Origin of the sequence: Amycolatopsis sp. CB00013 (assembly GCF_001905755.1) — a bacterium.
Taxonomy (GTDB): Bacteria; Actinomycetota; Actinomycetes; order Mycobacteriales; family Pseudonocardiaceae; genus Amycolatopsis; species Amycolatopsis japonica.
This window is the reverse complement of the sequence record NZ_LIWC01000001.1, coordinates 681,806-705,811: the sequence shown is the minus strand read 5'-3', so window position 1 is coordinate 705,811 and position 24,006 is coordinate 681,806. Positions and strand designations below refer to the sequence as shown.

At 69.0% G+C, this 24,006-nt stretch carries 25 protein-coding genes; 11 read left to right on the top strand and 14 right to left on the bottom strand.

Annotated elements, in window-relative coordinates; genetic code table 11:
* Positions 1 to 22: 22 nt before the first annotated feature.
* Both AMK34_RS03005 and AMK34_RS03000 read right to left on the bottom strand, forming a co-directional pair.
* On the bottom strand, positions 23 to 982 hold the full coding sequence (locus AMK34_RS03005) for a sphingomyelin phosphodiesterase (protein WP_038514126.1): 960 nt from the start codon (positions 980 to 982) through the stop codon (positions 23 to 25).
* 17 nt (positions 983 to 999) lie between these two features.
* Positions 1,000 to 3,015, bottom strand: coding sequence for a neutral/alkaline ceramidase (locus AMK34_RS03000; protein WP_073842773.1), 2,016 nt, complete (start codon positions 3,013 to 3,015; stop codon positions 1,000 to 1,002).
* A 322-nt stretch (positions 3,016 to 3,337) separates the two neighbouring features.
* On the opposite strand from AMK34_RS03000, the gene AMK34_RS43900 reads away from it, so the two are divergent.
* Both AMK34_RS43900 and AMK34_RS02990 read left to right on the top strand, forming a co-directional pair.
* Entirely contained in the window at positions 3,338 to 3,604 is a 267-nt protein-coding gene (locus AMK34_RS43900) for an HNH endonuclease (RefSeq protein ID WP_073842771.1), read from the top strand.
* 15 nt (positions 3,605 to 3,619) lie between these two features.
* On the top strand, positions 3,620 to 3,868 hold the full coding sequence (locus tag AMK34_RS02990; RefSeq protein ID WP_073842769.1) for a hypothetical protein: 249 nt from the start codon (positions 3,620 to 3,622) through the stop codon (positions 3,866 to 3,868).
* Positions 3,869 to 4,023: 155 nt separating this feature from the next.
* On the opposite strand, the gene AMK34_RS42950 is transcribed toward AMK34_RS02990, so the two are convergent.
* Both AMK34_RS42950 and AMK34_RS42475 read right to left on the bottom strand, forming a co-directional pair.
* On the bottom strand, positions 4,024 to 4,389 hold the full coding sequence (locus AMK34_RS42950; protein ID WP_148311535.1) for a hypothetical protein: 366 nt from the start codon (positions 4,387 to 4,389) through the stop codon (positions 4,024 to 4,026).
* A gap of 102 nt (positions 4,390 to 4,491) precedes the next feature.
* Entirely contained in the window at positions 4,492 to 5,004 is a 513-nt protein-coding gene (locus AMK34_RS42475; protein WP_143202323.1) for a hypothetical protein, read from the bottom strand.
* A 466-nt stretch (positions 5,005 to 5,470) separates the two neighbouring features.
* Between AMK34_RS42475 and AMK34_RS02985 the strand changes: the two genes are divergently transcribed.
* Genes AMK34_RS02985 through AMK34_RS02975 form a run of 3 tightly spaced genes read left to right on the top strand, consistent with a single transcriptional unit; the run spans position 5,471 to position 6,688 of the window.
* Entirely contained in the window at positions 5,471 to 5,716 is a 246-nt protein-coding gene (locus AMK34_RS02985; RefSeq protein ID WP_073842767.1) for a Mom family adenine methylcarbamoylation protein, read from the top strand.
* A complete protein-coding gene (locus tag AMK34_RS02980) occupies positions 5,694 to 5,987 on the top strand; it encodes a Mom family adenine methylcarbamoylation protein (protein WP_038514133.1) in 294 nt (97 codons plus the stop codon). Before AMK34_RS02985 ends, AMK34_RS02980 begins: the two co-directional genes overlap by 23 nt.
* On the top strand, positions 5,984 to 6,688 hold the full coding sequence (locus tag AMK34_RS02975; protein ID WP_051972528.1) for a VG15 protein: 705 nt from the start codon (positions 5,984 to 5,986) through the stop codon (positions 6,686 to 6,688). Before AMK34_RS02980 ends, AMK34_RS02975 begins: the two co-directional genes overlap by 4 nt.
* A gap of 263 nt (positions 6,689 to 6,951) precedes the next feature.
* Here the strand turns inward: AMK34_RS02975 and AMK34_RS02970 are convergent, their stop codons facing one another.
* Together AMK34_RS02970 and AMK34_RS02965 are read right to left on the bottom strand one after the other, a co-directional pair.
* Positions 6,952 to 7,977: an LLM class F420-dependent oxidoreductase gene (locus tag AMK34_RS02970; protein WP_073842765.1), complete on the bottom strand. Its 1,026-nt coding sequence runs from the start codon at positions 7,975 to 7,977 to the stop codon at positions 6,952 to 6,954.
* 12 nt (positions 7,978 to 7,989) lie between these two features.
* Positions 7,990 to 8,910, bottom strand: a complete 921-nt coding sequence (locus AMK34_RS02965) for an oxygenase MpaB family protein (protein ID WP_073842763.1) — start codon at positions 8,908 to 8,910, stop codon at positions 7,990 to 7,992.
* 90 nt (positions 8,911 to 9,000) lie between these two features.
* Here AMK34_RS02965 and AMK34_RS02960 point away from each other — a divergent pair, with 90 nt between their 5' ends.
* Positions 9,001 to 9,594, top strand: coding sequence for a TetR/AcrR family transcriptional regulator (locus tag AMK34_RS02960; RefSeq protein WP_073842761.1), 594 nt, complete (start codon positions 9,001 to 9,003; stop codon positions 9,592 to 9,594).
* Here AMK34_RS02960 and dmpG read toward each other — a convergent pair.
* Positions 9,585 to 10,619: a 4-hydroxy-2-oxovalerate aldolase gene (dmpG, locus tag AMK34_RS02955; RefSeq protein WP_073842759.1), complete on the bottom strand. Its 1,035-nt coding sequence runs from the start codon at positions 10,617 to 10,619 to the stop codon at positions 9,585 to 9,587. The genes AMK34_RS02960 and dmpG overlap by 10 nt on opposite strands.
* Complete coding sequence (locus AMK34_RS02950; protein WP_073842757.1) at positions 10,616 to 11,518, bottom strand: acetaldehyde dehydrogenase (acetylating); 903 nt, start codon at positions 11,516 to 11,518, stop codon at positions 10,616 to 10,618. The genes dmpG and AMK34_RS02950 overlap by 4 nt, the downstream gene beginning before the upstream one ends.
* 41 nt (positions 11,519 to 11,559) lie before the next feature.
* Between AMK34_RS02950 and AMK34_RS02945 the strand changes: the two genes are divergently transcribed.
* Positions 11,560 to 12,327, top strand: a complete 768-nt coding sequence (locus AMK34_RS02945; protein ID WP_037337219.1) for an IclR family transcriptional regulator — start codon at positions 11,560 to 11,562, stop codon at positions 12,325 to 12,327.
* Between the two features lie 5 nt (positions 12,328 to 12,332).
* Here the strand turns inward: AMK34_RS02945 and AMK34_RS02940 are convergent, their stop codons facing one another.
* The 3 genes from AMK34_RS02940 to AMK34_RS02930 form a co-directional block, all read right to left on the bottom strand.
* Positions 12,333 to 13,436 carry an LLM class flavin-dependent oxidoreductase gene (locus AMK34_RS02940; protein WP_073842755.1) on the bottom strand — a complete coding sequence of 368 codons (1,104 nt, stop codon included), beginning with the start codon at positions 13,434 to 13,436 and terminating at the stop codon, positions 12,333 to 12,335.
* A 90-nt stretch (positions 13,437 to 13,526) separates the two neighbouring features.
* Complete coding sequence (locus AMK34_RS02935) at positions 13,527 to 14,237, bottom strand: MBL fold metallo-hydrolase (protein WP_073842753.1); 711 nt, start codon at positions 14,235 to 14,237, stop codon at positions 13,527 to 13,529.
* Positions 14,238 to 14,255: 18 nt separating this feature from the next.
* Positions 14,256 to 14,780, bottom strand: a complete 525-nt coding sequence (locus tag AMK34_RS02930) for a DinB family protein (protein ID WP_073842751.1) — start codon at positions 14,778 to 14,780, stop codon at positions 14,256 to 14,258.
* Between the two features lie 162 nt (positions 14,781 to 14,942).
* Between AMK34_RS02930 and AMK34_RS02925 the strand changes: the two genes are divergently transcribed.
* Positions 14,943 to 15,794 (top strand): DMT family transporter, encoded by an 852-nt coding sequence (locus AMK34_RS02925; protein WP_073842749.1) that lies wholly within the window; start codon positions 14,943 to 14,945, stop codon positions 15,792 to 15,794.
* Here AMK34_RS02925 and AMK34_RS02920 read toward each other — a convergent pair.
* Together AMK34_RS02920 and AMK34_RS02915 are read right to left on the bottom strand one after the other, a co-directional pair.
* Complete coding sequence (locus AMK34_RS02920; protein WP_083649804.1) at positions 15,775 to 16,812, bottom strand: FecCD family ABC transporter permease; 1,038 nt, start codon at positions 16,810 to 16,812, stop codon at positions 15,775 to 15,777. The two genes, AMK34_RS02925 and AMK34_RS02920, sit on opposite strands and share 20 nt — an antisense overlap.
* Before the next feature lie 38 nt (positions 16,813 to 16,850).
* Positions 16,851 to 17,894 (bottom strand): FecCD family ABC transporter permease, encoded by a 1,044-nt coding sequence (locus AMK34_RS02915; RefSeq protein ID WP_073842745.1) that lies wholly within the window; start codon positions 17,892 to 17,894, stop codon positions 16,851 to 16,853.
* Positions 17,895 to 17,996: 102 nt separating this feature from the next.
* Between AMK34_RS02915 and AMK34_RS02910 the strand changes: the two genes are divergently transcribed.
* The 3 genes from AMK34_RS02910 (at position 17,997) to AMK34_RS02900 (ending at position 22,629) form a co-directional block, all read left to right on the top strand.
* Positions 17,997 to 19,682, top strand: a complete 1,686-nt coding sequence (locus AMK34_RS02910; RefSeq protein WP_073842743.1) for an ABC transporter ATP-binding protein — start codon at positions 17,997 to 17,999, stop codon at positions 19,680 to 19,682.
* A complete protein-coding gene (locus AMK34_RS02905; RefSeq protein WP_073842741.1) occupies positions 19,679 to 21,430 on the top strand; it encodes an ABC transporter ATP-binding protein in 1,752 nt (583 codons plus the stop codon). The genes AMK34_RS02910 and AMK34_RS02905 overlap by 4 nt, the downstream gene beginning before the upstream one ends.
* A 113-nt stretch (positions 21,431 to 21,543) precedes the next feature.
* Complete coding sequence (locus tag AMK34_RS02900) at positions 21,544 to 22,629, top strand: iron-siderophore ABC transporter substrate-binding protein (protein WP_073844534.1); 1,086 nt, start codon at positions 21,544 to 21,546, stop codon at positions 22,627 to 22,629.
* A gap of 325 nt (positions 22,630 to 22,954) precedes the next feature.
* Here the strand turns inward: AMK34_RS02900 and AMK34_RS02895 are convergent, their stop codons facing one another.
* Positions 22,955 to 23,980, bottom strand: a complete 1,026-nt coding sequence (locus AMK34_RS02895; RefSeq protein ID WP_073842739.1) for a metallophosphoesterase family protein — start codon at positions 23,978 to 23,980, stop codon at positions 22,955 to 22,957.
* Positions 23,981 to 24,006: the final 26 nt, after the last annotated feature.

Genomic DNA, 24,006 nt, shown 5'->3' with positions numbered 1-24,006 from the left:
GGCGATTCTCCCGATGAAGGCCTCAGTATTGGATCTTGGCCACCACCGGGTAGTGGTCGGAGGGAATCGTGCCACCGTCGTAATGCACGAGCTGTACCGGGCCGACAGCGGCGAGTGGACGGCCGCCCGCGCGTACGGCGCCGACGTAGTCCAGCGAGTCGCGGTAGGTCGCCGGAACGGACTTCGCCGCATTGGGGTTCGTCGCCGCGTCGAAGGTGTACGCGCCTTCGCCCGTCGTGCGGAGAACGCCGTCGAGGAAGGCCTCACCTTGCTGAACCTGGGTCCGGCCGAGGGAATCCTTGCGTGCTTGCCCCGCCCAGTACTCGATGTTCAGGTCGCCCGCGATGACGACCGGCTCCCCGGCGGGGGCGTATTTCGTGACCAGGTCCCGGATCTCGCCGAGCTGCGCCATCCGGACGTCGTGCGCCTTCGGCAGTGTCTCCGGTCCCTCGTCGGCCTGCATGTGGGTGCCCGCGATCCAGACCGGCTTGCCGGCGACGACCAGACGGGCGAGCGCGGCGCCCTTGTTCGACAGGTAGTCCGCGGTGCCGGAGTAGGAATTGCGGAAGACCAGCTGGTGCTGTTCGGTCACCGGCGCCTTGCTCAGCACGGTGACCCCGCCGTTGACCACGATCGGGGAATTCGAGCAGTTGCCGTTCACCGTGGTCCAGCCCGGTGACGTGGAGCAGTACTGCCCGACGAGCGGGGTCTGATGCGGCCAGACGTCCTTCAGCCGGTTCCGCATTTCCTCCGCCTGGGCGCTGAAAGCCTCGTCCAGGACGACGACGTCGGCGTCGTTCGCGCGGATGACGGCCTCCGCCGCGCGGGCGCGCGCCTGCTTGTCCGCGGTGTTCGGGCTGGCGATCCAGGGCAGCTGCCAGATGTTGAACGCCATGACCTTCACCGTGACCGCCGCTTGGGCGGGGACGGCGGTTCCGGCGAGCAAGGCGGCGGCGATCGCGAGTACGGCGAGCTTCCGCACGAAGGACCCTTTCGGTGTCAGGAAACGACGAACGTCCGCGAAGTCCCGCTGAACGCGGAGATCGCCCCGTTCCAGCCGTTCTTCCAGTTGCCGAAGTGGACCACGCGATATTTGCCGATCGGGGCGTTCGCGGGGATCTTCCAGTGGACGACGGCTTTCGATTCGGCGACGAACGTCCGCGCCCAGTGGTATTTCGTGTCCCAGTCGCCGTCGTCGGCGTGGCGGACCCACTTGCCGTCGACCAGCCGCTGGATCTCCAGGAACGTGCCGCCGCGCCGGGGGTCGTTCTTCGGATGCCCGGTGACGAACTCGACCGCGACCTGCTCGCCGCGCGCGTACGTGCTCTTCGCGTCGGCCAGGACGTCACCGAAGCTCTTGAACGCGGGCGGGCTGTCGAAGACGACGCCGGGCTGGAAGTTGATCAGCTTGCCGCGCAGATCCCGCGGCGTCGGACCGTGCGGAACCGAGGTCCCCGCCTTCATCGCGGCCGCCAGTTTGGCGAATTCCTGCTGGTACGCGGGAAGTGTGTAGCGGCCGTAGAGGGTCGACGCGCCTTCGTACTGCTGCGAGTCGTACTCCTCCGGAGTGGTGACGTACTGGCTGTAGGCGTTGGAGTAGCCCTGGACGAGCACGTTCTCCAGCGGGACACCGAGTTCGGCGGCGACGGTGCGGCGCAAGCGCAGCCCGGAGACGATGGTCAGTTCGGCCGGTACGGCCACGAGGTGCAGCTGCCCGATCCGGACGAGCTGCAGCGGCAGGACCTCCGGCGTCCACGGATACGGCTTCATCGCGCCGAACGGCACCGCGATCACCTTCGGCGCGTGCGCGTCGGCGAGTGCCTGCGGGATCGGCGCGTCGATGCCGCCGAGCCAGTCGATGAACGGGTTCTTCACCCCTTCCGGCAGCGGCAGACCGGGGCCGTCCTCACGGCTGCCCGCCAGCATCGAGACGCCGATCGCGGCGGTGCAGGTGCGCTGCAGCCGTCCGTTCGGCGTGTACTTCGCGTCGACGGCCACGTCGGACATGTCCACGTAACACATCCGGTGGTCGACGCCGCCCGTCACGGCCTCGGCGGCGGCGTCGAAGGCGCTCTTCGCCGCGCGGAACTGGAGGTCGCCGATGGTGCGGGTGTTCTCGAACTCTGTTTCGGGCGTGCCGGGTTCCAGGTTCAGGTTCGGGCTCATGTCGCCGGTGTTGGTCTGCGGGAACGCGGCGACGAACCGCGGGTTCCCGTCGAGGTAGCGCACGCCGGCGTGGTCGTGCTCCCACTCGTAGGCGGCGTATCCCTTGTTGTCGCCGCTGATCAGGTGGTTGCCGTTGCTCATCGACGTCCCGTGCGTGGCGAACCAGCTGATCGCGCCGACGTCGACGCCGTTCTGGCTGAACCGCAGCACCGTGACGGCCGGATCGATCGCCTGCGGGAAGTGGTCCTTGTCGGCCTGGGGGTTCAGGTCGAAGGCCTTGCGGGAACGGTTGACGCTCGCCTTGGTGAGCTCGGCGCGGCCGAGCCGGATCGACCCGGGCGCGAGGTTCGCGTGCGCCCGGCTGATCGCCTCGAAGATCCCGTCGACGACGGCGTCGTAGACCTCCTGCTGGAAGCCGAGGATCGCCAGATCATAAGCGGCGTAATGGGAATCCCCGCCGCAAGCGGAGTGGGTGTGCGTGGCGTTGAGCAGCACGTTCTGTTCGGTGTACAGGTCGCCGTACGCGGACTGGAGCTTGCGCAGCACGCCCTGGTGGACCGCCTGGAACAGCGCGCCGAGGTCGGCGGTGACGAAGGCGATCCGCTTGGCTCCGTCGTCGACCACGAAGGCCCGCGCCCGGGTGCGGAGGTGGATGCCGGCGGTCTGCTGCTGCGGCATCGAGTAGCCCATCATGCCGTTCTCGGCGGCCGGGCCGGTGACGTCGGAGATGCCGACGCCGACGCGGAAACCCTTCGACGGCGCCGCTTGCGCCTGCTGGGCGCCGAGCATGCTCGCCGCGACGGGCAACGCCGCCGCACCCGCGAGAACCCGCCTCCGGCTCACCGTCATGAGTCGCACCTCCCGGCCACGAACATGAACCGACTTCATGTTCGTGGCCGGGACGCTACGTGATGGGCCTCACTGCCGCAACCCCACGAAAGGCGCGACCCGCCACGCCACCGCCGCACTCGCTTTGAAGTACATGAAGGCCCCCTTCCTTGCGCTAGACGCAAGGAAGGGGGCCTTCATGTACTTGAGGAAGGCGTGAAGGTCCCTCGGCTGCGCCACAGTTCCGCCTCGACAGCGACAGAGCCCCGGTTACACCCTCCCCCTCATGTAGCCGGGGCTCTGTCGTGCCTCGCCCCCGTACCGACAGGACGGGGGCTTTCTCATGTCCGCATGGTCTGGCAGCGATCGCGCCGCCCGTCTCCCACGCACCTGGCCCACGATCCGGCGCCGTGTCCTTCGATGTGATCCGACGTGCCGCGTGTGCTGGTCCGCGCCGGCAACCGAGGTCGATCACATCGTGCCCGGCGACGACCACCGCGAGACCAACCTGCAAGGCATCTGCTCACCGTGTCATGCGAGCAAGAGCGGACGGGAAGGCGGACGCGCTGCCCGTCCGCGCGCCGACCACCCGAACCGCATCCCGGTCTGATCGAAAGGTGACCACATGCGCGTGAAGCTGTTGCGCCCGCTCGGCGGACGCCCCGGCGGCAGCATCATCGACCAAGACACCGCCGCCGCGGAATGGCTGCTCTCGGCCGGATTCGCCGTCGCTGCTGACGACGTTGAGCCCGTCGACGAGCTCGGACCGGACACCGAACCGGCACCGGGCTCGCCGTCGCTCGGTGCCGACGAGGCGGCCAGCTCCGCGCGGCGCGGACGGCGTTCGCCACGTACTGCCCCTGGGAGGGGGTGACCCCCGCGCCACGGCCGCCGCACACCGGTTAGGCACAGCACCTCGCGGTGTGTACGAAACTCGGGCGATTTCGGCACCGCCCAGATGCCGGCCGCAGGGCCTCCTGTTGTGGCGCACGCGCCACGAACCTTTGACCCGGCCTGGAGGGCGGAACGTCACTTTATGGTGAACGTGCGGCTGTAGTTCACGTTGAGCTCAGCGGACTCGATTTTCAGCACGTGATCACCGGGGACGGCATCGGCGTTTGCTACTAGGGACGTAATGAGCGGGTCTGATCCACTGGCGACTCCATACGTCAACGGGACGATGGTTCCTTGCGGACCCTCTACGGAAACGCTGAATAGCTCAGGAAACTGGGAATTGAGTGCGAGAGGGCGACTACCGAGCCCCTTGCTCGGCTGCTTCTCGACAATCAACGTGATGTGAAGAAAGTTCTCACTTGAGGACAGACCGCCATGCCAGGTGTGCACGCCTTCCGAGCGCGCAACAGTCTCGGCAGGGACCAGGCTCAATGTAGTCATAACTCATGGTATCCAGCTCGCGTCAGGTCCGCATCCGGCGTCGACCCCGTTGAAATCCCAGCCTGGGAGGGTTGGTGAGTCGACGCCGAGACGAACGTCGACCTAGCCGATAAAGGTGCAGCCCACTGTCACAGCGGTTCCCGAGCGGGAGAAACCTTCGCCTCGAAGTTGGCCTTCGCCGTATGGCGTCCACGCACTGTTATTGTTATTCGAGCACAGGAACGAATTTCCCAGCACTGTCGGCTGCTGAGACACCCCAGCTCCACTGACCGAACCCGCCTCATCGAGGTATCCTGCGGGGTCAGTGGTGAAAATCTTGGCCCTGACAGTGTACTCGACCGGCTCTGTGCAGAATGCTTTGAAGCCGTAATGAACGGCTGTTGCGGTGCCAATGGCTACAATCGACGGCTGGATAAATGTCATATGACAGACCCCGGCCTCATCTGTCGATCCAGATTTTTTGAATTGGATATCCCACGTATCGACGCCGGTCTGTTCAACTCCTGGAGAACCAGGAGACAGGTCCAATTTCGGCATTCCCGACGAGACTGAGACGCCGGTCGTGAACGCCGCAGCCGCGCCCAGCGTGAGTGCAAGAACACCAGTACGCAGCAAGAATCGCGACAATCTAGACATCTGAAATCCACCCCTCTTGGCAGAAAGTTGTGAACAACTTTCCAACCCTCCCAAATTCAAGGTAATCGCCAACGCGGTTCGGGTCGATACGCCAGTCGAGTGATCTTGAAACGACGGATCGTGCCTGGTGAGACCGCTTGGACCTCCGGCTCCTGGCCGCAACGCTCTGCCGCGAAGGTCGTGCACGGCCAAGGAAGGCGGTGCCGCCCAGTGAATCTGTTGTCCTGCACTCAACGAAAGAAGGCCGCGCCTGAACCCGACTTCCGTCCGAGCACTGTCGTCCCTCGGCTCGACCAGCTCTCCGCCCGCACCGTTGCCCGACGACAGCGTGACGCGACCGCCGCCGGGCGGACCACACGCTGCCCCGTCCGTCCCGCTGCCGGTCGCGCCGTGCCACTGGTCCGCCGCGCAGTACGCCGTCCTGCGCTGGCACTAATCGCAGAAGATGCCGAGAAGCAAGCTCGCGCCGTTCGGGATCTGGGAACACGGAGAGTTCGTCGGCGTGATCATCTTCGGCCGCAGCGCCGCCGCTGCCAGGGCGGCGGTGGCGCTCCGGCAGCATGAGCACCCGGTCACGCAGATTCTCGCCGCCAGCCTCCGTCAGCTCCGCGCCGCCTGTCCTGGCCTTCGGCTGATCGTGTCCTATGCCGACACAGCCCAGGGGCACCATGGCGGGCTATCAGGCCGGTAACTGGACCTGCATCGGCACGACCGCGCCCACCAACGCCTCCTATGTCGTGCACGGGCAGCTCGTGCACGGCCCCACCCTGCGACACATGGCCGTGCACCGCCCAGCAGGGGAAACCGCGGAAGCCTTCGTGCGCCGCACCATCGACCCCGGCGTCACGCGGGTGATCGAGCGCACGGTGAAACACCGCTACCTCTACCCGCTCAACCGCTCGACCCGCCGCCAGGTCACCGCACTGGCGAAGCCCTACCCCGAGAGGGAACCTGCCGAATGACACCGAGGACCAACTCCGACCAGATCCCCGGCAGCGTCGGCCTGCTTACACCTCCGGAGAAAGACCGCTACCGGGAACGCTTCGCCGTCCTGGTCGAATGCGCCGACGCGACCACCCAGGCCGCCGAGTCCTACCGCGCCGCGCGAATCAAGGCGCTGTTCAACGCCACCGACGACCAGGCCACCCGGTTCGAGCTCGAGGTCGAGGACGACCGGTGGCGCGAACGGGTACTGACTTCGCTTCCAGTCACCAGTACTCGTACCGTCGCCCGGCTCGTCGGTGCCGGTCTCGACCTCGTCCGTATCCTGAACCAGACCGGTCCAGGAGTCGCGGCGGCCTCGGTCCGGCACACTCTCGCCGCCGGGCGGTCCCGCGTGGAACGGGCGACCGCCGCCGATCCGGCCGCGCGCGGATGGCTGCGGGTCACCGACGGCGACCCGTGTTGGTGGTGCGCGATGCTCGCCAGTCGCGGAGCCGTGTACCTATCCCGAGAATCCGCCAGTACTCGAGGTGGCACCGAGGACGAGTGCCACGACGGCTGCGGCTGCCAACCAGAGCCGTTCTTCCACATGCCCGTGATCCCGGACACCACACGCGAGTTCGCCGCCCTGTGGACCGACTCCACACAAGGGCTGTCCGGCAAGGACGCCCGCCTCGCGTTCCGCCGTGCCTACGAAGCGCGCCGCGCGAACGCCTCCTGACCGGCCGCCCGCCCGGATTCCGAGGACAGCCCCCTGACTGCTTCCTGTCCCACCGCGGAAACCGGGCCGGCAGGCCATCTCACCTCGCTCAACACCAGCACGGAGGACCGCTTGACCGATACCACCACCGGCACCCCGACCGCCGACGACACGGTCGCCACCGCACCCGAGGCGGCGGCACCGCCGCCCGCCCCAGGCCGGCTGCGGCGGCCGAGAAGCCCACGGAGCAGTAGGTGCCTTGCCACTCACGAGGCCGAGAGCGGCTACCCGAGGGTTTCGGCAACCTTCGCGAGCGTCGCGGCATCCCCGCGCAGCAGCAGCGTGGTCACCACGGTCTCCTCCCACGCCGCGAGTTCGTCGCGGATCTTCTCCGCCGGCCCGATCAGCGACGTGTCCTCGACCAGCGAAGTCGGGATCGCGGCCGTCGCCTCGTCCTTGCGCCCGGCCAGATACAGCTCCTGGACCTTGTCGGCGACGTCCTCGTATCCCATCCGCGCGAAGACGTCGTGGTGGAAGTTGACCGATTTCGCGCCCATACCGCCGATGTAGAGCGCGAGCGACGGTTTGATCCAGCTCGCGGCCTCTTCGACGTCGTCGTGAACGAGCACCGGAACGGACGCGGCGACCTCGAAGTCGTCGAAGCCGCGCCGGGCGCCGGGCCGCGAGAAGCCCTCCTCCAAAGCCGTCCGATAGAAGGCATCGCTCTTGGGCGAGAAGAACAACGGGAGCCAGCCGTCGCAGATCTCCGCCGACAGCGCCACGTTCTTGGGCCCCTCCGCGGCGAGGAAGATCGGGATCTCCTTGCGGAAAGGGTGCACTGTGGACTTCAGCGGTTTGCCGAGCCCGGTGCCACCCTGAAGTGGCAACTGGAAATGCTGCCCGTCATGGGTCACCGGCGCCTCACGCGCCACGACCTTCCGCACGATGTCGACGTACTCACGGGTGCGCGCGAGCGGCTTCGGATACGGCTGCCCGTACCAGCCTTCGACCACCTGCGGCCCGGACGCGCCGAGCCCGAGTACGAACCGGCCGCCGGACAGATGGTCCAGCGTCAGCGCGTGCATGGCAGTGGCGGTCGGGGTGCGCGCGGACATCTGGACGATGTTGGTGCCGAGCTTGATCCGGCTGGTCGACGCGCCCCACCAGGCGAGCGGGGTGAACGCGTCCGAGCCGTAACCCTCGGCGGTCCACACCGAATCGAAACCGAGTTCTTCGGCCCGCAGGATCGCGTCCAGCGCACCCTCCGGCGGGCCGGAGGACCAGTAACCGAGGTGGTAACCAAGCTTCATCGAGGCTCCTCGTCAGACGTTCGGTGAGTAGTGCTCGGGTTTGCCCCGCTCCGAAAGCGGCGGAAGGTTCCTCGCGGGAGTCTCGACCAACGGCGCGTCCGGGGCCAGTTCGCCACGCTCGCGGCGCCAGCCCGCCCTGGCGCGCGGATGGTAGCGGCGATCGCGCGGAACCAGCTTGAACGCCGCGTTGATCAGCTTCCCCACCCGCCGGTGCCGCCGCTCGTCGCGTTCGGTCCAGGTGTAGCCGAGCCGCTCACGGATCGGCGGGTCGTACAGGCCGATCGTCAGCCAGACGAAGTTCCGCGCCACCTGCCCGCGCACGAGGTTCCACGCGAAATCCGGCAGCCAGGGCAGGAAATGCGGTTTCGCGATGTCCTGGATCTCGAGGACGTCGCGCGTGGCCTTGTTGTCCTCCAGCACGTCCTCGCACATGCGCTTCCAGTACAGCTGGAAGTCCTCCCACGACTCCGGCACCGGGCGCATGCTCATGCCGTACATCTCGTACCACTGCACGTGCTCTTCGAACAGTTTCCGCTTCTCGGCCTCGCCGATGCCACCACAGAAGTTGTCGGCGATGAGGATCGCGCTCACGAAGAATGTCGAATGCGCCCAGTAGAACGTGTCCGGGTTGAGCGCGTGATAGCGCCGCCCGTGCTTGTCGACGCCCTTGATCCGATCGTGGTAACCCCGCACCTCCAGCGCGGTCTGCCGCGCCCGCGGGCCGTCGTAGATCACTCCCCCGATCGGGTAGAGCGAGCGGAACAGCCGCTGCCAGCGCTCCTCGAAGAACCGCGAGTGCTCTTCGACGCCCGCGCCCAGCTCGGGGTGCATGTTCTGCATGGATCCGGCCCAGAGCGCGATGAGCAGCCCGCGCCAGTCGCCGAAGTACTTCCAGGTCAGCGAATCCGGTCCCAGCGGCCGTGGCTGCGTCATCCCCGGTCTCCTCAATGAGCTGGTTAAATTGACCACAACTGTTGTCAGGTTAAAGTTGACAACGGCCGTAGTCAACAAGAGGAGCCGATCATGGCCGGCCGCAGCTGGGCAGGCACGACCCTGGACGACCGCAAGGCCGCGAGGCGGGGACAACTCGTCGACGCGGGCCTCGACCTGCTCGGCACCCAGGGCAGCGCGGGGGTGAGCGTCCGCGCGGTGTGCCGCCACGCCAAGCTGACCGAGCGGTACTTCTACGAGAGCTTCACCGACCGCGAAGAACTGGTCGTCGCGGTCTACGAGCACATCGGCGAGCAGGCCCGGCAAGCGCTGGTCGACGCGGTGAGCGACACGGCCGAACCCGCCGAACGGGCGAAGGCGGCCGTCCGCGCCTTCGTCGAGTTGATGCTCGACGACCCGCGCAAGGGCCGGGTGCTCCTGCTCGCGCCGATCACCGATCCCGCGCTGACGACACGCGGGATCGCACTCCTCCCCTCGTTCGCCGAACTGGTCAGCGGGCAGCTGTCCCACGGCGACGCGGCCGAGCGGCAGATGACCTCGATCGGGCTGGTGGGCGCGCTGAGCAACGTGTTCATCGCCTACCTCGACGGCTCGCTCAAGGTGAGCCGCGAGCGCCTGATCGAGCATTGCGTCCGCCTCGTGCTCGGCGCCGACCGTCAAGCCTGACCGCGTTCGGCGACCAGTTGCAGGGCGATGTCGATGATCATGTCCTCCTGCCCGCCCACGTACTTCGCGGCGCCGACGCGGTAGAGGATCTCGTGCGCCGGGACGTCGTAGCGCTCCGCGGCGCGCTCGGCGTGCAGAAGGAAACTCGAGTACACCCCGGCGAAGCCTTGCACGATCGATGACCGGTCCATCACCGGCAGCCGCGTGATGTAGGGCTTCACGACGTTCTCGGCCGCGTCCATCAGCACGTCCTTGTCGACGCCAGTGCGGATCCCGAGCTTCTCGAAGGTCGCCGCGAGGACCTCGGTCGGCGAGTTGCCCGCGCCCGCTCCGAGCGCCACGAGCGAACCGTCGATCTGCCGCGCGCCCGCGCGATAGGCGAGCACCGAGTTCGCGACGCCGAAGCTCAGGTTCTGGTGCCCGTGGTAGCCGACCTGCGCCTCGTCCCCGAATTCCGCGACCAGCGCGGCGACGCGTTCGCCCGCGTCCTCCAGGATCAGCGCCCCGGCGGAGTCGACGACGTACACGCACTGGCACCCGGCGTCGACCATGATCCGGCCCTGTTCCGCCAGCGCCTCGGGCGTGGACATATGGGACAGCATCAGGAAACCGACCGTTTCCAGGCCGAGCTCGCGCGCCGCCCCGAAATGCTGGACGGAGACGTCGGCCTCGGTGCAATGGGTCGCGATCCGGACCGCGCCGGCGCCGAGGTCCGCGGCCACCCGCAGGTCGCCGACCGTGCCGAGTCCCGGCAGCAACAGCACCGCGATCTTCGCCCGCCGTGCCTCGTCGACCGCCGCCTCGATCAGCTTCCGTTCGTCCACAAGGGAAAAGCCGTAGTTGAACGTCGAGCCGCCGAGCCCGTCGCCGTGGCTGACCTCGATCAGCGAGACCCCGGCGTCGTCGAGCGCCCGGACGGTGTCGCGCACGTTCTTCTCGGTGAACTGGTGCGCCATCGCGTGGCTGCCGTCGCGCAGGCTGGTGTCGACCAGCCGGACCTCACGGTTCACGTCGTCCCAGCTCATGCCGCCACCTCCTGAGTGGCCAGAAGGTCACCGACACGGGCGGCCGCGGCCGTCATGATGTCGAGATTCCCGGCGTATTTCGGCAGGAAGTCCCCGTTCCCGGCGACCTCCAGGAACACCGCGACCCGCGCCTGCCCGCTCCAGCCCGGCCGGGGTGGGTCGTACTGCGGATCCGCTTTGAGCGTGTAACCCGGCACGTAACCCTGGACGGTCTCGACCATCCGGTGGATGGATTCGCTCACCGCGTCGAAGTCCGCGTCCGGGTCGATCGCGCAGAACACCGTGTCGCGCATGATCATCGGCGGTTCGACCGGGTTGATGATGATGATCGCCTTGCCGCGGCTCGCTCCCCCGACGAGTTCGATCCCGCGCGCCGTCGTCGCGGTGAACTCGTCGATGTTCGCCCGCGTGCCCGGCCCGGCCGAGCGCGACGAGACGGACGCGACGATCTCGGCGTAGGGCACCGGCGTCACCCGCGACACCGCGTGCACGATCGGAATCGTGGCCTGGCCGCCGCAGGTGATGAGGTTGACGTTGGGCACGTCGAGCCGTTCGGGCAGGCCGACCGCGGGGCAGGTGAACGGGCCGACCGCGGCCGGGGTCAGGTCGATCGCGCGGATCCCGGCGGAGGCGTACCGCGGCGCGTTCGCCAGATGCGCTTTCGCCGAGGTCGCCTCGAAGACCAGGTCCGGCAGCTCGTCCCGCGAAAGCAGCCAGTCGACACCACCGGCGGAGGTCTCCAACCCGAGCTCCGCGGCCTTCGCCAGCCCGTCCGAATCCGGGTCCACGCCGACCATGTACCGCACCTCGACGTGCTCGCTGCGCCTCAGCTTCGCGAGCAGGTCGGTGCCGATGTTCCCGGGACCGACGATCGCGGCCACCGCTTTCCGTTGCGCCATGCCACGTGACGCTCCCCGACCGGATAGGGCACACTCAACCCATGCGTGCCGCTGGGCGGAACGACGACACCGAACGAACCGGAGCGGACGGCCTCGTCGCCGCCCGGATCTCCGCACTGCTCTCAGCCTTCCGGCCCGGCGACGACGCGCTCGGCGTCTCCGAGCTGGCACGGCGGACCGGGCTGGCGAAGTCGACCGTCCACCGGCTCACCGGACATCTGGTCGCGACCGGTCTGCTCGAACGCGAGGGCGCGGCGTTGCGGCTCGGGCTCAAGCTGTTCGAGATCGGCCAGCTGGCGGTCCGGCGGCGGGGACTGGTCGAGGCGGCGCGGCCGTATCTCGCGGATCTGCGTGAGGCGACCCGCAACACCGTGCACCTCGCCGTGCTGGAAGGCACCGAAGTGGTCTATCTCGACATCCTGCGGGGGCCAGACGCGCCCTCGCTGCCGTCCCGGATCGGCGGCCGGTTCCCCGCGCACGCCACCGGCGTCGGCAAGGCGATCCTCGCCTTCTCGCCGGAATCCGTGGTGACACAGGTGATCGACGCCGGCTTGCCCCGCGTCAGCGTGCGGACGATCACCGCCGCCGGTCTGCTGCGCCGTCAGCTCGCGAAGATCCACGGCGAGGGGATCGCGTTCGAGCGGGAGGAGTCCGGCGTCGGCGTCGTCTGCGCCGCGAGCCCGCTGCTCGACGCGCACGGTGTCGCGGTGGCGGCGTTGTCGATCTCCGGCTGGGCGAATCGCATGCACACCAACCGCGTCGCACCGGCCGTCCGGACCGCGGCTTTGGCTCTTTCTCGCACCCTCTAAGGGCTTTACGCGACGAGCCCGCGGCGGACCAGTTCCGGACGCACGCCTTCGCCGAACCAGTACGCCTCTTCCAGATGCGGATATCCGGAAAGGACGAACTCCTCGATGCCGTGCGCGTGGTACTCCTCTATGAGGTCGGCCACCTCGCGGTGGCTGCCGACGAGCGCGGTGCCCGCCCCGCCGCGGACCAGGCCGATCCCGGCCCACAGGTTGGGGTACACCTCCAGACCGCGGACGCCGCCGTCGGTCTTCCCGCCGTGCAGCGCGGCCATTCGTCGCTGGCCGACGGATTCGCTGGCGGACAACTGCTTCTGGGTGTGGGCGATCCGCTCCGGGTCGATCGCGTCCAGCAGTTTTCCCGCCTCCGCCCAGGCTTCCGCCGACGTGTCACGGGAAAGCGTGTGCAGCCGGATGCCGAAGCGGATCTTCCGGCCCTGCTCCTCGGCCAGTTCGCGGACCTTGGCGATCTTCTCGGCGACCTGCGCGGGCGGCTCGCCCCAGGTCAGGTAGACGTCGGCGTGGCTCGCCGCGACCGGCAGCGCCGCCGCGGACGACCCGCCGAAGTAGATCGGCGGGACCGGATCCGGCGCCGCGCGTGTGGTCGCACCCTCGACCTTGAGATGCTCGCCGTCGAAATCGAACGGCTTGCCACTCCACACTCCGCGCACGATCTCGAGGAACTCGCCGGTCCGGGCGTAGCGCCCGTCGTGGTCGTGCCAGTCGCCGAACCGGCGCTGCTCGACCGCGTCGCCGCCGGTGACGACGTTGAGCAGCACGCGCCCCTGGGAGATCCGCTGGAACGTCCCGGCCATCTGCGCGGCCAGTGTCGGCGAGATCGTCCCTGGCCGGAACGCGACGAGGAACTTGAGGCTGCGCGTCTCGCGGATCAGCGCGGCCGTCGTCAGCCAGGCGTCCTCGCACCAGGTACCGGTCGGCGTCAGTACGCCTTCGAAACCGTTGGCCTCGGCGGCGCGGGCGACCTGCGCGAGATAGTCCAGGCTCGGCTCACGCGCGGAGGACGCTCCGGCGGCGCGGCTGGCGTGGAAGTGCTCGACGATCGTCCGGCCGTCTCCGGTGGTGGGCAGGAACCAATGCAGCTTGAGCGTCACGGTTCCGAGCTTCGGCTTCCGGGGCGGGCCGGGTCAATCGGCGGGCTCCGCGTCCCGCGATCTGGACGCATTTAGTCCTCTGAATGCGCCTCAGCCGCCGAACATCAGCCGCCATTCCTCCAGCGACTTCGGCTGGAACACGAAGTTCGTGTCCTTCACCCGTGACAGGTTCGCCGACGGCTCGGCGGAGTACTGGTGCCCCGGGTAGACGACCGGATCGCCGTCCAGCCCGGCCAGCCATTGCAGGCTCCGGTAGATGGCTTCCGCGTCACCGCCCGGGAAATCGGTCCGGCCGCAGCCTTCGAGGAACAACGTGTCCCCCGAGACGAGCTTCCCGTCGACCAGGAAGCACTGGCTGCCCGGGGTGTGGCCCGGCGTGTGCAGCAGCCGGATCGGCACCGCGCCAACCTCCAGGACGTCGTCGTGCTCGTGCGAACGCAGGTCCGTGCCGGAGACGCCGGTGATGCGGCGGACCCACTCGGCTTCCGCGCCGTTGACGTGGATCGGCACCTGGACGCGTTCCAGCAGTTCCGCGATGCCCGGCAGCGAGAACCCCATCATCTCGCCGCCGACGTGGTCGGGGTGGTGATGCGTGGCGAGGACACCGGTCAGCCGCATGCCGTCGGCTTCCAGCAGGTCCAGCAGATCGCCGACGGCGTACGCCGGGTCGACGATGACGGCCTCGTTCGTCTCCCGGTCGCCGATCAGATAGGCGAAGTTGACCATCTGCGTCGCGACGGGATCCCCCACCGCGAAGTCGCGGCCCGCGAGCAACTGCCGGAAGTACAGCCTGTCAGCCATGGCGCACACCTTACGGTGCTATTCGCCGGTGGTTCCGTCGGCCAGCTCCCGCAAGACGTCCAGATGCCCGACGTGGCGCGCGGTCTCCTGGAGGACGTGGGCGAGCACCCAGCGCACGGTGAACTTCGCCGACCTGCGCGCCCGGTCGTCCGGCGAGAAACCCGCCAGCGACGACTCCGACAACACCCACTCGGCGCGGTACGCCTCGACGACCGAGCGGGGATCGTCGTCCTCGGACAGATCCCAGCTCGGGTCCGGTGAGCCTTCCCACAGCGAAGGCAGGTCGGCACCGCCCGCCTCGATCGAAAGCCACCAGCGTTCCACCGCGGTCAGATGTTTGAGCAGCCCCAGCGCGCTCATCCGCGGCGACGACGGCAAGGGTGTCGCAGCCGCCTGTTCCCTGGTCAGCCCGGCGACCTTGTTGACCGCCGTCGCGCGGAGGAAACGCAGGAAGTCCCACTGGATCCCGGTTTCGTCCTCCGCGATCCCGTCCGGCCAGGCCCGCTCCACCGGCTCGGCGAGTCTCGAACTCGTGTTCGACATACGGGCACTGTACACATACGGCGAACTCGCGTGATCAGACGGCGATCTCGCGTGATTGAGCGGCGATCTCGCGTGATTGAAGGCGGAACTCGATGATCCGCCTTCAATCACGTGAATTACGCGCCTGATCACGCGAGATCGCCACAGGGCTAGGCTCGTTTCATGTGGTGGGGATTGATCTGCGCGTTCTTCGCGGCCTGTGCCTACGGCGTCGCTTCGGTGATGCAGGCGATCGCCGCGAAGGCGACTTCGGGCGCCGAAGACCGAGTCGATCCCCGGTTGCTCGTGCGGGTGCTGCGGCAGTGGAAGTTCGTCGCGGGCCTGGCACTGGACGTCATCGGGTTCGTCGCCCAGGTCGCCGCCCTGCGCGTGCTGCCGCTCTTCGTGGTCCAAGCGGCGCTCGCCGGCAGTCTCGCGGTGACCGCGGTCGCCGCACGCACACTCGGCGTCCGGCTGGGCCGTCGCGAGTGGACGGCGGTCGCGGTCGTCTGCGCCGGGCTCGCGTTGCTCGGGATGTCGGCGGAGAGCGAGGGTTCGGAGCCGACCGGCCTGGGTTTCCGGCTCGTGCTGATCGGCGCGGTGGTCGTCCTCGGCACGGCCGGGATGTTCGCCGGCCGCGCGGCACGGCGCATCCGGACACCGGCGCTGGGCCTGATCGCCGGTCTCTGCTTCGGCGTCGTCGCGCTTTCCGGCCGCGCGCTCACCAGCCTCGCCCCGCTGGATCTGCTGACCGACCCGGCCACGTACACGCTGGGTGTGGCCGGCGCGCTGGCGATGTTGTTCTACGCCACCGCGTTGCAACGCGGCAGTGTCACCACCTCGACCGCGATGATGGTGATCGGCGAGACCGTCTTACCGTCCCTGATCGGCGTGCTCGTCCTGGGCGACACCACGCGACCGGGTTTCGCGGCCGTGGCGGTCGTCGGCTTCGCGCTCGCGGTCTCGGCGGCGCTCGCGCTGGCCCGCTTCGGCGAGCCCGCGCCGATCGAGCCGGTCAGCGCGCAGCCCGGCTGACCCCGCGCCGGGAAACCAGCAGCCAGGCCAGGTACAGCCCGCCGATCGCCCCGGTCACCAGTCCGACGGGCAGGCCCGCCAAGAACTGCTGGGTGACCAGATCACTCGTCACCAGCAGCAGCATGCCCATCAGCGCGGCGGCGGCGAGCCCCGGGCCCGAAGACCTGGTGAGCCGCTTCGCCAGCTGAGGCGCGGCGAGGGCCAGGAACGCGATCGGCCCGGCGGCCGCCGTCGCGATCGAACACAGTCCGACACTGACGCCGAGCAGCACGATCCGGCTCCGCTGGACCGGCACGCCGAGCCCCATGGCCGAATCGTCGCCCATCTCCAGCAGCGAAAGCCTTCTGCCGTAGACGAACCCGGGCGGCAGCAGGACGGCGATGGCGATCGCGACCGGGACGACGTGCTCCCAGCCGCGTCCGTTGAGCCCGCCGACCAGCCAGGCCTGCGCCGCGAGCCCGTCCTGCCAGGCGGCCCTGGTGATCAGGTAGGAGTTGAACGCGATGAGCATCGCGTTCACGCCGATGCCGACGAGGATCAGCCGGAAGGCGTGCACGCCGCCCTTCAGCGCGAGCAACGCGATCAACGCCGCCGTCGCGACGCCGCCGACCAGCGCGCCCAGCGAAACCTGGAGCATGCCGCCGTGCACCACGATGATCGTCAGCAGCGCCCCGGCCGCCGCGCCTTCGGTGAAGCCGATGAAATCGGGGCTGCCCAAGGGATTCCCGGACAGGCTCTGCAGGATCGCGCCGCTGACCGCGAGCGCGCCGCCGACCAGCAGCGCGGTCAGCAGCCGGGGCAGCCGCAGGGTGGTCACGATGAACTCGGTGGCCCGGTCGCCGAAACCGAACAGCGTCTGGATGACCTCGCCGACGGACAGCGGGTAGTCGCCGGTGGTCATGCTGACCGCGCCGACGAAGAACACGGCGACGGCCAGCAGCGTGACGACGATCGCCGCCCTCGGGGTGACGCGCAGGGAAAGCCCGCCGCCCGGGCTGCGCAGGACGCGGGTGCTCATCCGTGGGTGCTCCTTGATCGCGGTCCCCTTGCCTGGTGTCACAGCCGGGCCAGCTTCCTGCGGCGGCACAGCGCGATGAACACCGGCGCCCCGAGGAACGCGACGACGATCCCCGCCTGCAGTTCCTCCGGCGGGTTCAGCACCCGGCCGACGACGTCGGCGCCGATCAGCGCGATCGGCGCGAGCAGCATCGAGTACGGCAGGACCCAGCGTTGATCCGGGCCGACCAGCATGCGCGCGGCGTGCGGCACGGCGAGTCCGAGGAACAGGACAGGGCCGATCGCCGCGGTCCCCGCGCCGCAGAGCAGCATCACCACGATCGCGCCCAGCACCCGGGTGCGGCCGACGTGGGCGCCGAGCGCCTTGCCGGTCTGGTCGCCGAGCGCGAGGACGTTGAGCGGGCGGGCGAGCAGCAGCGCGATGATCACGCCGAGGACGACGAACGGCGAGATCTGCAGGAACACGTCCCATTTGCGGCCGCTGAGCGAGCCGACGTTCCAGAACCGGAACTGGTTGAACGTCTCCGGCATCAGCAGCAGCACGCCGACGATGTACGCCTGGAGCACCGCCATCACGGCCGAACCGGCGAGCACCAGCCGGTCCGGCGTGGCGCTGCGGCCCGCCGAGCCGAGGACGTACACCACGACCGAAGCGATCGCGGCTCCGGCGAAGGCGAACCAGATGTAGCCGAGCACGCTGGTGACACCGGCGAACGCGATCCCCGACACGACGGCGGCCGAGGCACCGGTGTTGACGCCGAGCAGGCCGGGGTCGGCGAGCGGGTTCCTGGTGAGCGCCTGCATCACCGCGCCCGCCAGGCCGAGTGCCGCCCCGACGACCAGGCCCAGCAGGGTCCGCGGGATGCGAAGGTCGTGGATGATCACCGCGTCGGTCGAGCCGTCGTTGTGCCACAGCACCGACCAGGTGGAGGTGAACGGGATGCTCTTCGACCCCACCCAGATGCTGAGCAGGAAGACGAGCGCCAGCAGCGCGAGCCCGACCACCAGTCCGCCGGCGCGGAACGTCCGTGCCGCCGCGCTGGGCGGGGACGCCGCTTCGGGCGGGCGTTCGGTGACGACCACGGGACCTCCTTCGAGTGAGGCGAGGCTAACCGAACGCCGGAGTTCACCTCAACGAGCTACCTACTTAGACTAGCCTTACCTACTCCCCACTAGGAGGCGCCGGTGACCGCAACGGCCACCACCAGCCGAAGCGTCCTGCGCCAGGCGATTTCCGGGCAGCGACGGCAGGTCACGCTCGCGTCCGTGCTCGCCGCCGGGCATCAGGGCGGCGAAGCACTCGTCCCGGTGATCATCGGCGTGGTGATCGACCAGGCGGTCGACGGCGGTTCCGTGGGCACGCTCGTGTTCTGGCTCGCCGTGCTCGCCGTGGTCTTCGCGGGACTGTCCTACAGCTACCGGTTCGCCGCGCGCGCGGCCGAAGGCGCGTCGCTGCGGGCCGCGCACGACCTCCGCATCGCGATCAGCCGCCGGGTCCTGCATCCCGGCGGTGGCGCCGAGAACGGCAAGCTCGCCGGGGAACTGGTCAACATCGGCACCAGCGACGCGCAACGCGTCGGGGTCGTCAACGCGGTGCTGCCGTTCGGGATCGCGGCGCTGGCCGGTGTGCTGGTCAGCGCGGTCGCCCTCCTGCGCATCTCGCTTCCGCTGGGTCTCCTCGTACTGCTGGGCACGCCACCGCTGCTGTACCTCGCGCATCTCATCGGCAAGCCGCTCGAACGCCGCAGCGAAGCGGAACAGGAACGGTCCGCGCACGCCTCGGGGGTCGCCACGGATCTGGTCTCCGGGTTGCGGGTGCTCAAGGGCATCGGCGCCGAGCCGGCCGCCGTCGCCCGCTACCGCGACACGAGCCAGGACTCGCTCAAGGCGACGCTGCGCGCCGCGCGGGCCAAGGCCTGGCACGACGGCGCCGTGCTCGCACTGACCGGCGTCTTCATCGCGATCGTCGCCCTCGTCGGCGGGCATCTCGCGGCGTCGGGGTCGATCAGCGTCGGCGACCTCGTCGCGGCCGTCGGGCTCGCCCAATTCCTGCTCACGCCGTTCCTGATCTTCTCGTGGGTCAACGGCGAACTCGCGCAGGGCCGTGCCTCCGCGTCCCGGGTCGCCGACCTGCTGACCACGCCTGCCGCGGTCGAGTCGGGCGACGGCGAACTCCCGTCACCCGCCACCGGGAACGTCCGGCTCGACGCGGTCTCGTACGGCAGCCTCCGCGGTGTCGACCTCGACATCCCGGCCGGACAGCTGATCGGCGTCGTCGCCGCGGATCCGGCCGCCGCGACCGATCTGCTCGACTGCCTCGGCCGCGCGGGCGACCCCGCCGAGGGCAGGGTCGACGTCGACGGCGTCGATCTGTCCACTGTGGACCCGGAACGCGTGCGGGAGGTCGTCCTGGTCGCGGCGCACGACGCGGACCTGTTCGAAGGGACGCTCGCGGAGAACGTCCACGCCGGGGACCACCCGCTCGACGAGGCACTGGCCGCGTCGGCGGCGGACGAGGTCGCCGCGGCGCTGCCGGACGGCACCGGGACCGCGGTCACCGAACGCGGCCGTTCCCTTTCCGGCGGCCAGCGGCAACGGGTCGCGCTCGCCCGCGCGCTCGCCGCCGACGCGCCGGTACTCGTCGTGCACGACCCGACGACGGCGGTCGACACGGTGACCGAGGCGAAGATCGCCACCGGGCTCGCCCGGCTACGACGAGGACGGACCACGATCCTGGTGACCACGAGCCCCGCCCTGCTCGCCGTGGCGGACCGCGTCGTCGTGCTCGACGGCGGCCGGATCACCGGCGAGGGCGGCCATGCCGAACTCGTCCGCGATCGCGCCGACTACCGCGCGGCGGTGCTGTCATGACGCGCGAACTGCTCCCCACCGCCGACGGCAAGCGGATCCGGGCGGTCCTCGGCGAACTGCTCCGCACGTCGAAGGCCCGTGCCGCGGGCGCGCTCACGATGCTCGTCGGCGCCACCGCGATCGGGCTGCTCACCGCCCGCCTGCTCGGCCACATCGTCGACCTGGTCATCGAAAAACGGCCGGCGACCGAACTGGCGACGCCGGTGGTGGCGCTGGTCCTGGTCGCCGTCGCGCAGGCGATCGCGACGGCGCTGGGTGTCTCGCTCACCGCGAAACTCGGCGAAACACTGCTGGCGGAACTGCGCGAACGGTTCGTCGACCGCGCGCTGGGGCTCCCGCTGGAGCAGATCGAACGCGCGGGCTCCGGCGACCTGACCGCCCGTGTCACCAACGACGTCACGGTGGTCGCGAGGGCGGTCCGCGAAGCCCTGCCCGAACTGGGCCGCTCGGTGCTCACCATCGTGCTGACGCTCGGTGCGCTCGCGGTCCTAGACTGGCGGTTTCTGCTCGCCGCGCTGCTGGCGGCGCCGATCCAGCTGCACACCGTGCGCTGGTATGTCCGCAACGCTGTCCCGTTGTACGCGAAGCAGCGGATCGCGACGGGTTCGCAGCAGCAGCAACTACTCGACACGATCGGCGGCGCGAAAACCGTCCGCGCGTTCCGGCTCGCCGACGCCCATGTGGAGCGTGTGCGGCAGCGGTCCGAGGGCGCGATGGACCTGATGCTGCGCGGTGTGCGGCTGATGACGAAGTTCTTCGCCCGGCTCAACCTCGCCGAGTTCATCGGGCTCTCGGCCGTGCTCGCGGCCGGTTTCCTGTTGGTGGGCGCGGACGCGGTGACCGTCGGCGCGGCGACGGCGGCGGCGTTGTACTTCCACAGCCTGTTCGGCCCGATCAACACCGCGCTCGCACTGGTGGACGACGCGCAAGCGGCCGCCGCGAGTCTCGCCCGGCTGATCGGAGTCGCCGACCTGCCCGCGCCGCGCGAACCCGAGCGGCCGGCGAGGCCCGTCGACGCGTCGGTGAAGGCGGCCGGGATCTCTCATTCCTATGTGGACGGACATCCGGTGCTGCGGGACGTCGCCCTCGACCTCTCCCCCGGCGAGCGGGTCGCGCTGGTCGGGGCGAGCGGGGCCGGGAAGACGACGCTGGCCAAGCTGATCGCCGGGATCCACACCCCGGCCGCGGGAACGATCTCCGTCGGCGGGGTCCCGCTCGACGAACTCGGGCCCTCCGCCACCCGGCGGGCGGTCGCGCTGATCAGTCAAGAAGTGCACGTCTTCGCCGGTTCGCTGGCGGACGACCTCCGCCTGGCCCGTCCGGACGCGTCCGACGCGGACCTGGTGGCAGCACTGGAAAAGGTCGGCGCACGGGGCTGGGCGGAGGCGCTGGGTCTCGCGACCGTCGTCGGCGAGGGCGGGCATCAGTTGACGGTGACCCAAGCTCAGCAGCTGGCGTTGGCGCGGCTGGTGCTCGCGGATCCGCCGATCGCGATCCTCGACGAGGCGACCGCGGAAGCCGGAAGCGCGGGCGCGAAGACCCTCGAAGCCGCCGCGGCCGCCGCCCTGGAGGGACGGACCGGTCTCGTCGTCGCGCATCGGCTGACGCAGGCGGCGGCCTCGGACCGCGTCGTCGTGCTCGACGCGGGCGTGATCGTCGAAAGCGGGACACACGACGAACTCGTGGCCACGGGTGGTCAATACGCAACACTTTGGGCGGCCTGGTCGGACAACCGTTCACAGACGTGATCCGGGACGCAGCGTCACCGGTTGCAATCGGCCCGTCGGCGTCTTAGGTTAGCCAAACCTGATTCTCGATTAATCCGGCGTCCCGCCGGACCTCCGATCACGAAGGACGGATGATGGCCCGAATCCCCACCCTCTCCGCCGTGCGAGGGCGCCTGAAGACCGCCGGTGTACTGGCGTCCGCCCTGGTGCTGGCCGCCTCGCTCACCGCGTGCGGAGGAGGCGGCGAGTCGGCCACCCCGGCCGCGCAGAACTCCGCCGGCTCCGCGGTCGACGCGAACGCGTTCCCGACCACCATCGAGCACAAGTACGGCAGCACCACCATCACCCAGGAGCCCAAACGCGTCGTCACGGTCGGCCTGACCGAACAGGACGCGTTGCTCGCCCTCGGCGTGGTCCCGGTCGGGGTCACCGAATGGCTCGGCAAGTTCCCCGGCACGATCGGCCCGTGGGCGACCGACAAGCTCGGCGGCGCCGCGCTGCCCGAGGTGCTCAAGGACGTGGACGGGCCGCAGTACGAGAAGATCGCCGCGCTGAAGCCGGATCTGATCATCGCGCTGTACTCCGGGCTCACCAAGGAGCAGTACGACAAGCTGAGCCAGATCGGCGTCCCGGTCGTCGCGCAGCCCAAGGAGTACAACGACTACGGCATCCCGTGGAACGAGGCGACCAAGAAGGTCGGCCAGGCCGTCGGGCGCGCCACCAAGGCGAACGAACTGGTCAAGGCCGTCGAGGACAAGTTCGCCCAGGCTCGCAAGGAGCACCCGGAGTTCGCGGGCAAGTCGGCACTGATGGCGTCGACCTACGAGGGCTACTTCGTCTACGGCAGCCAGGACGGCCGCTCGCACATCCTCGAATCGCTCGGTTTCAAGCTGCCCGCCGACCTCGACGCCGTCATCGGTGACAAGTTCGGCAAGAGCCTCAGCGCCGAACGGACCGACCTCCTCGACCGCGACGCGCTCGTGTGGCTCATCGACACCCCGGCCAAGGCGCAGGAGATCCTCGGCAAGGACGCGCTCTACACCGGCCTCAAGGTGGCGAAGGAAAAGCGCGAGGTCTTCATCGAGAACGAAGGCAACTACGGCAGCGCGGTGTCCTTCGTGACCGTGCTGAGCCTGCCGTACGTGATCGACCGGATCGTCCCGCAGCTTTCCGCGGCGGTCGACGGTGACCCGAAGACCGAGGTCAAGCCGGCCAGCTGAGCCTTTGGCCGATAGCGCGTGCTCGGGCCGAACCGGCGCTTTCGCGTGTCTGAGCGAGCGGGGAGGATTTGGGACGTTGAGCGTCCGGAATCTTCCCCGCTCGGCCCGAACCTTGATCAACGGAGGATCGGGGACGTTGAGTGTCCCCAATCCTCCGTTGATCAAGGTTCGAACCGGCGCTTTCGCGTGTCTGACCGGACGACACACGTGATCAGATGGACGACACGCGAGGCCGCCGCGAGCCGTCCGTCCAGTCACGCGTGTCGTCCGTCCGAACACGCGTGTCGTCCCTCCGGTCACGCGAGTCCGACGGTTCCCACCGTCCTTACCACTCACGAGGCCGCGAGTTGTGCAGGGGAACGGTGATCTGCTTCAGCCAGGTCTTCGTGGTGAAGTCGCGGGCCTTGATGACGACCGAGCCCGACGACACCTCGACCTGTAGCCCCTGGTTGAAAGCACCGCCGAGGGACACTTCCCCGCCCTTGCCGTCGTCCGTCCACCCGGTCTGCACGGCCGCGGTGTTGACCACGGTGAACCCTTCGAGGTTGCCGGTACCCGGGACCACCCGGCGGACCACCCAGTCCGACAGGTTGAGATCCCAATGCGTGTGCCCGGAGAACAGGAACACGTCCCGGTATCGGCCGAGGATCGAAAGCAGCCTGTCGGGCTGCAGGTAGTCGGACCGGTAGAGCTTGTTGTGCGTACCGGAAACCGTGTTGGGCAACGGATGATGGGTCAGCACCATCACCGGGCTGCGCCGGTTCGACCAGTATCGAAGCCGTTGCTCCAGCCAGGTGAACTGGCCGTCGCTCATCCAGACCTCGTCCCACAGCTTGGGGTCGTGGTACTTCGCGTACCGCTCGGTCCCGAGGCAGAGCACCGGAACCCCGCCGAACGACGTCTCGCTGTAGACGGTGTTGCGGCCCGCGAACCGGTAGAAGCTGCGGAACAGCGAGTCCTCGGTCGTCCCGTTGGGCCAGGTCTCCTGGGCGAGGGTGTCGGGATCGCGCCATTTCGGGACGTAGAACTCGTGGTTGCCGATGGCCCACGCGACCTCGCGCGGATGCGGGTGCTTGTCGAAGGTCGAGCTGAGCTGGGCGTACTCGAAGTCGTAACCGCGCGGGGTGAGGTCACCCGCGATACCGAGCCCCGCGCTGCCCGGGTTGATCGCGTGCAGGTCGTCGAGCGCCTTGCCGAAGTCGGTGAGATCGCCCTGGATGTCGCTGAGGATGTTGAAGCGGACGACCGGCCCGCGCGGGCCCCACTTCCCTTGCGCCTCGGCCTGTCCCGGCAGCATCGTCACTCCTGCGGCCGCACCGCCGGCGGCCACCATGAACGCTCTTCGATCCATAACCCGAACGCTAGTCACGTTTTATG

What these genes read in the sequence shown, in the direction of transcription:
- AMK34_RS02980 (WP_038514133.1), top strand. Translation starts at nt 5,694, where the DNA reads ATGGCGGGCTATCAGGCCGGTAACTGGACCTGCATCGGCACGACCGCG.
- AMK34_RS43900 (WP_073842771.1), top strand. Translation starts at nt 3,338, where the DNA reads ATGTCCGCATGGTCTGGCAGCGATCGCGCCGCCCGTCTCCCACGCACC.
- AMK34_RS02905 (WP_073842741.1), top strand. Translation starts at nt 19,679, where the DNA reads ATGACGCGCGAACTGCTCCCCACCGCCGACGGCAAGCGGATCCGGGCG.
- AMK34_RS02930 (WP_073842751.1), bottom strand. Translation starts at nt 14,780, where the DNA reads ATGTCGAACACGAGTTCGAGACTCGCCGAGCCGGTGGAGCGGGCCTGG.
- AMK34_RS02950 (WP_073842757.1), bottom strand. Translation starts at nt 11,518, where the DNA reads ATGGCGCAACGGAAAGCGGTGGCCGCGATCGTCGGTCCCGGGAACATC.
- AMK34_RS02990 (WP_073842769.1), top strand. Translation starts at nt 3,620, where the DNA reads ATGCGCGTGAAGCTGTTGCGCCCGCTCGGCGGACGCCCCGGCGGCAGC.
- AMK34_RS02925 (WP_073842749.1), top strand. Translation starts at nt 14,943, where the DNA reads ATGTGGTGGGGATTGATCTGCGCGTTCTTCGCGGCCTGTGCCTACGGC.
- AMK34_RS02935 (WP_073842753.1), bottom strand. Translation starts at nt 14,237, where the DNA reads ATGGCTGACAGGCTGTACTTCCGGCAGTTGCTCGCGGGCCGCGACTTC.
- AMK34_RS02965 (WP_073842763.1), bottom strand. Translation starts at nt 8,910, where the DNA reads ATGACGCAGCCACGGCCGCTGGGACCGGATTCGCTGACCTGGAAGTAC.
- AMK34_RS02900 (WP_073844534.1), top strand. Translation starts at nt 21,544, where the DNA reads ATGGCCCGAATCCCCACCCTCTCCGCCGTGCGAGGGCGCCTGAAGACC.
- AMK34_RS02945 (WP_037337219.1), top strand. Translation starts at nt 11,560, where the DNA reads ATGCGTGCCGCTGGGCGGAACGACGACACCGAACGAACCGGAGCGGAC.
- AMK34_RS02970 (WP_073842765.1), bottom strand. Translation starts at nt 7,977, where the DNA reads ATGAAGCTTGGTTACCACCTCGGTTACTGGTCCTCCGGCCCGCCGGAG.
- dmpG (WP_073842759.1), bottom strand. Translation starts at nt 10,619, where the DNA reads ATGAGCTGGGACGACGTGAACCGTGAGGTCCGGCTGGTCGACACCAGC.
- AMK34_RS02975 (WP_051972528.1), top strand. Translation starts at nt 5,984, where the DNA reads ATGACACCGAGGACCAACTCCGACCAGATCCCCGGCAGCGTCGGCCTG.
- AMK34_RS02920 (WP_083649804.1), bottom strand. Translation starts at nt 16,812, where the DNA reads ATGAGCACCCGCGTCCTGCGCAGCCCGGGCGGCGGGCTTTCCCTGCGC.
- AMK34_RS42950 (WP_148311535.1), bottom strand. Translation starts at nt 4,389, where the DNA reads ATGACTACATTGAGCCTGGTCCCTGCCGAGACTGTTGCGCGCTCGGAA.
- AMK34_RS02960 (WP_073842761.1), top strand. Translation starts at nt 9,001, where the DNA reads ATGGCCGGCCGCAGCTGGGCAGGCACGACCCTGGACGACCGCAAGGCC.
- AMK34_RS02985 (WP_073842767.1), top strand. Translation starts at nt 5,471, where the DNA reads ATGCCGAGAAGCAAGCTCGCGCCGTTCGGGATCTGGGAACACGGAGAG.
- AMK34_RS03000 (WP_073842773.1), bottom strand. Translation starts at nt 3,015, where the DNA reads ATGACGGTGAGCCGGAGGCGGGTTCTCGCGGGTGCGGCGGCGTTGCCC.
- AMK34_RS02895 (WP_073842739.1), bottom strand. Translation starts at nt 23,980, where the DNA reads ATGGATCGAAGAGCGTTCATGGTGGCCGCCGGCGGTGCGGCCGCAGGA.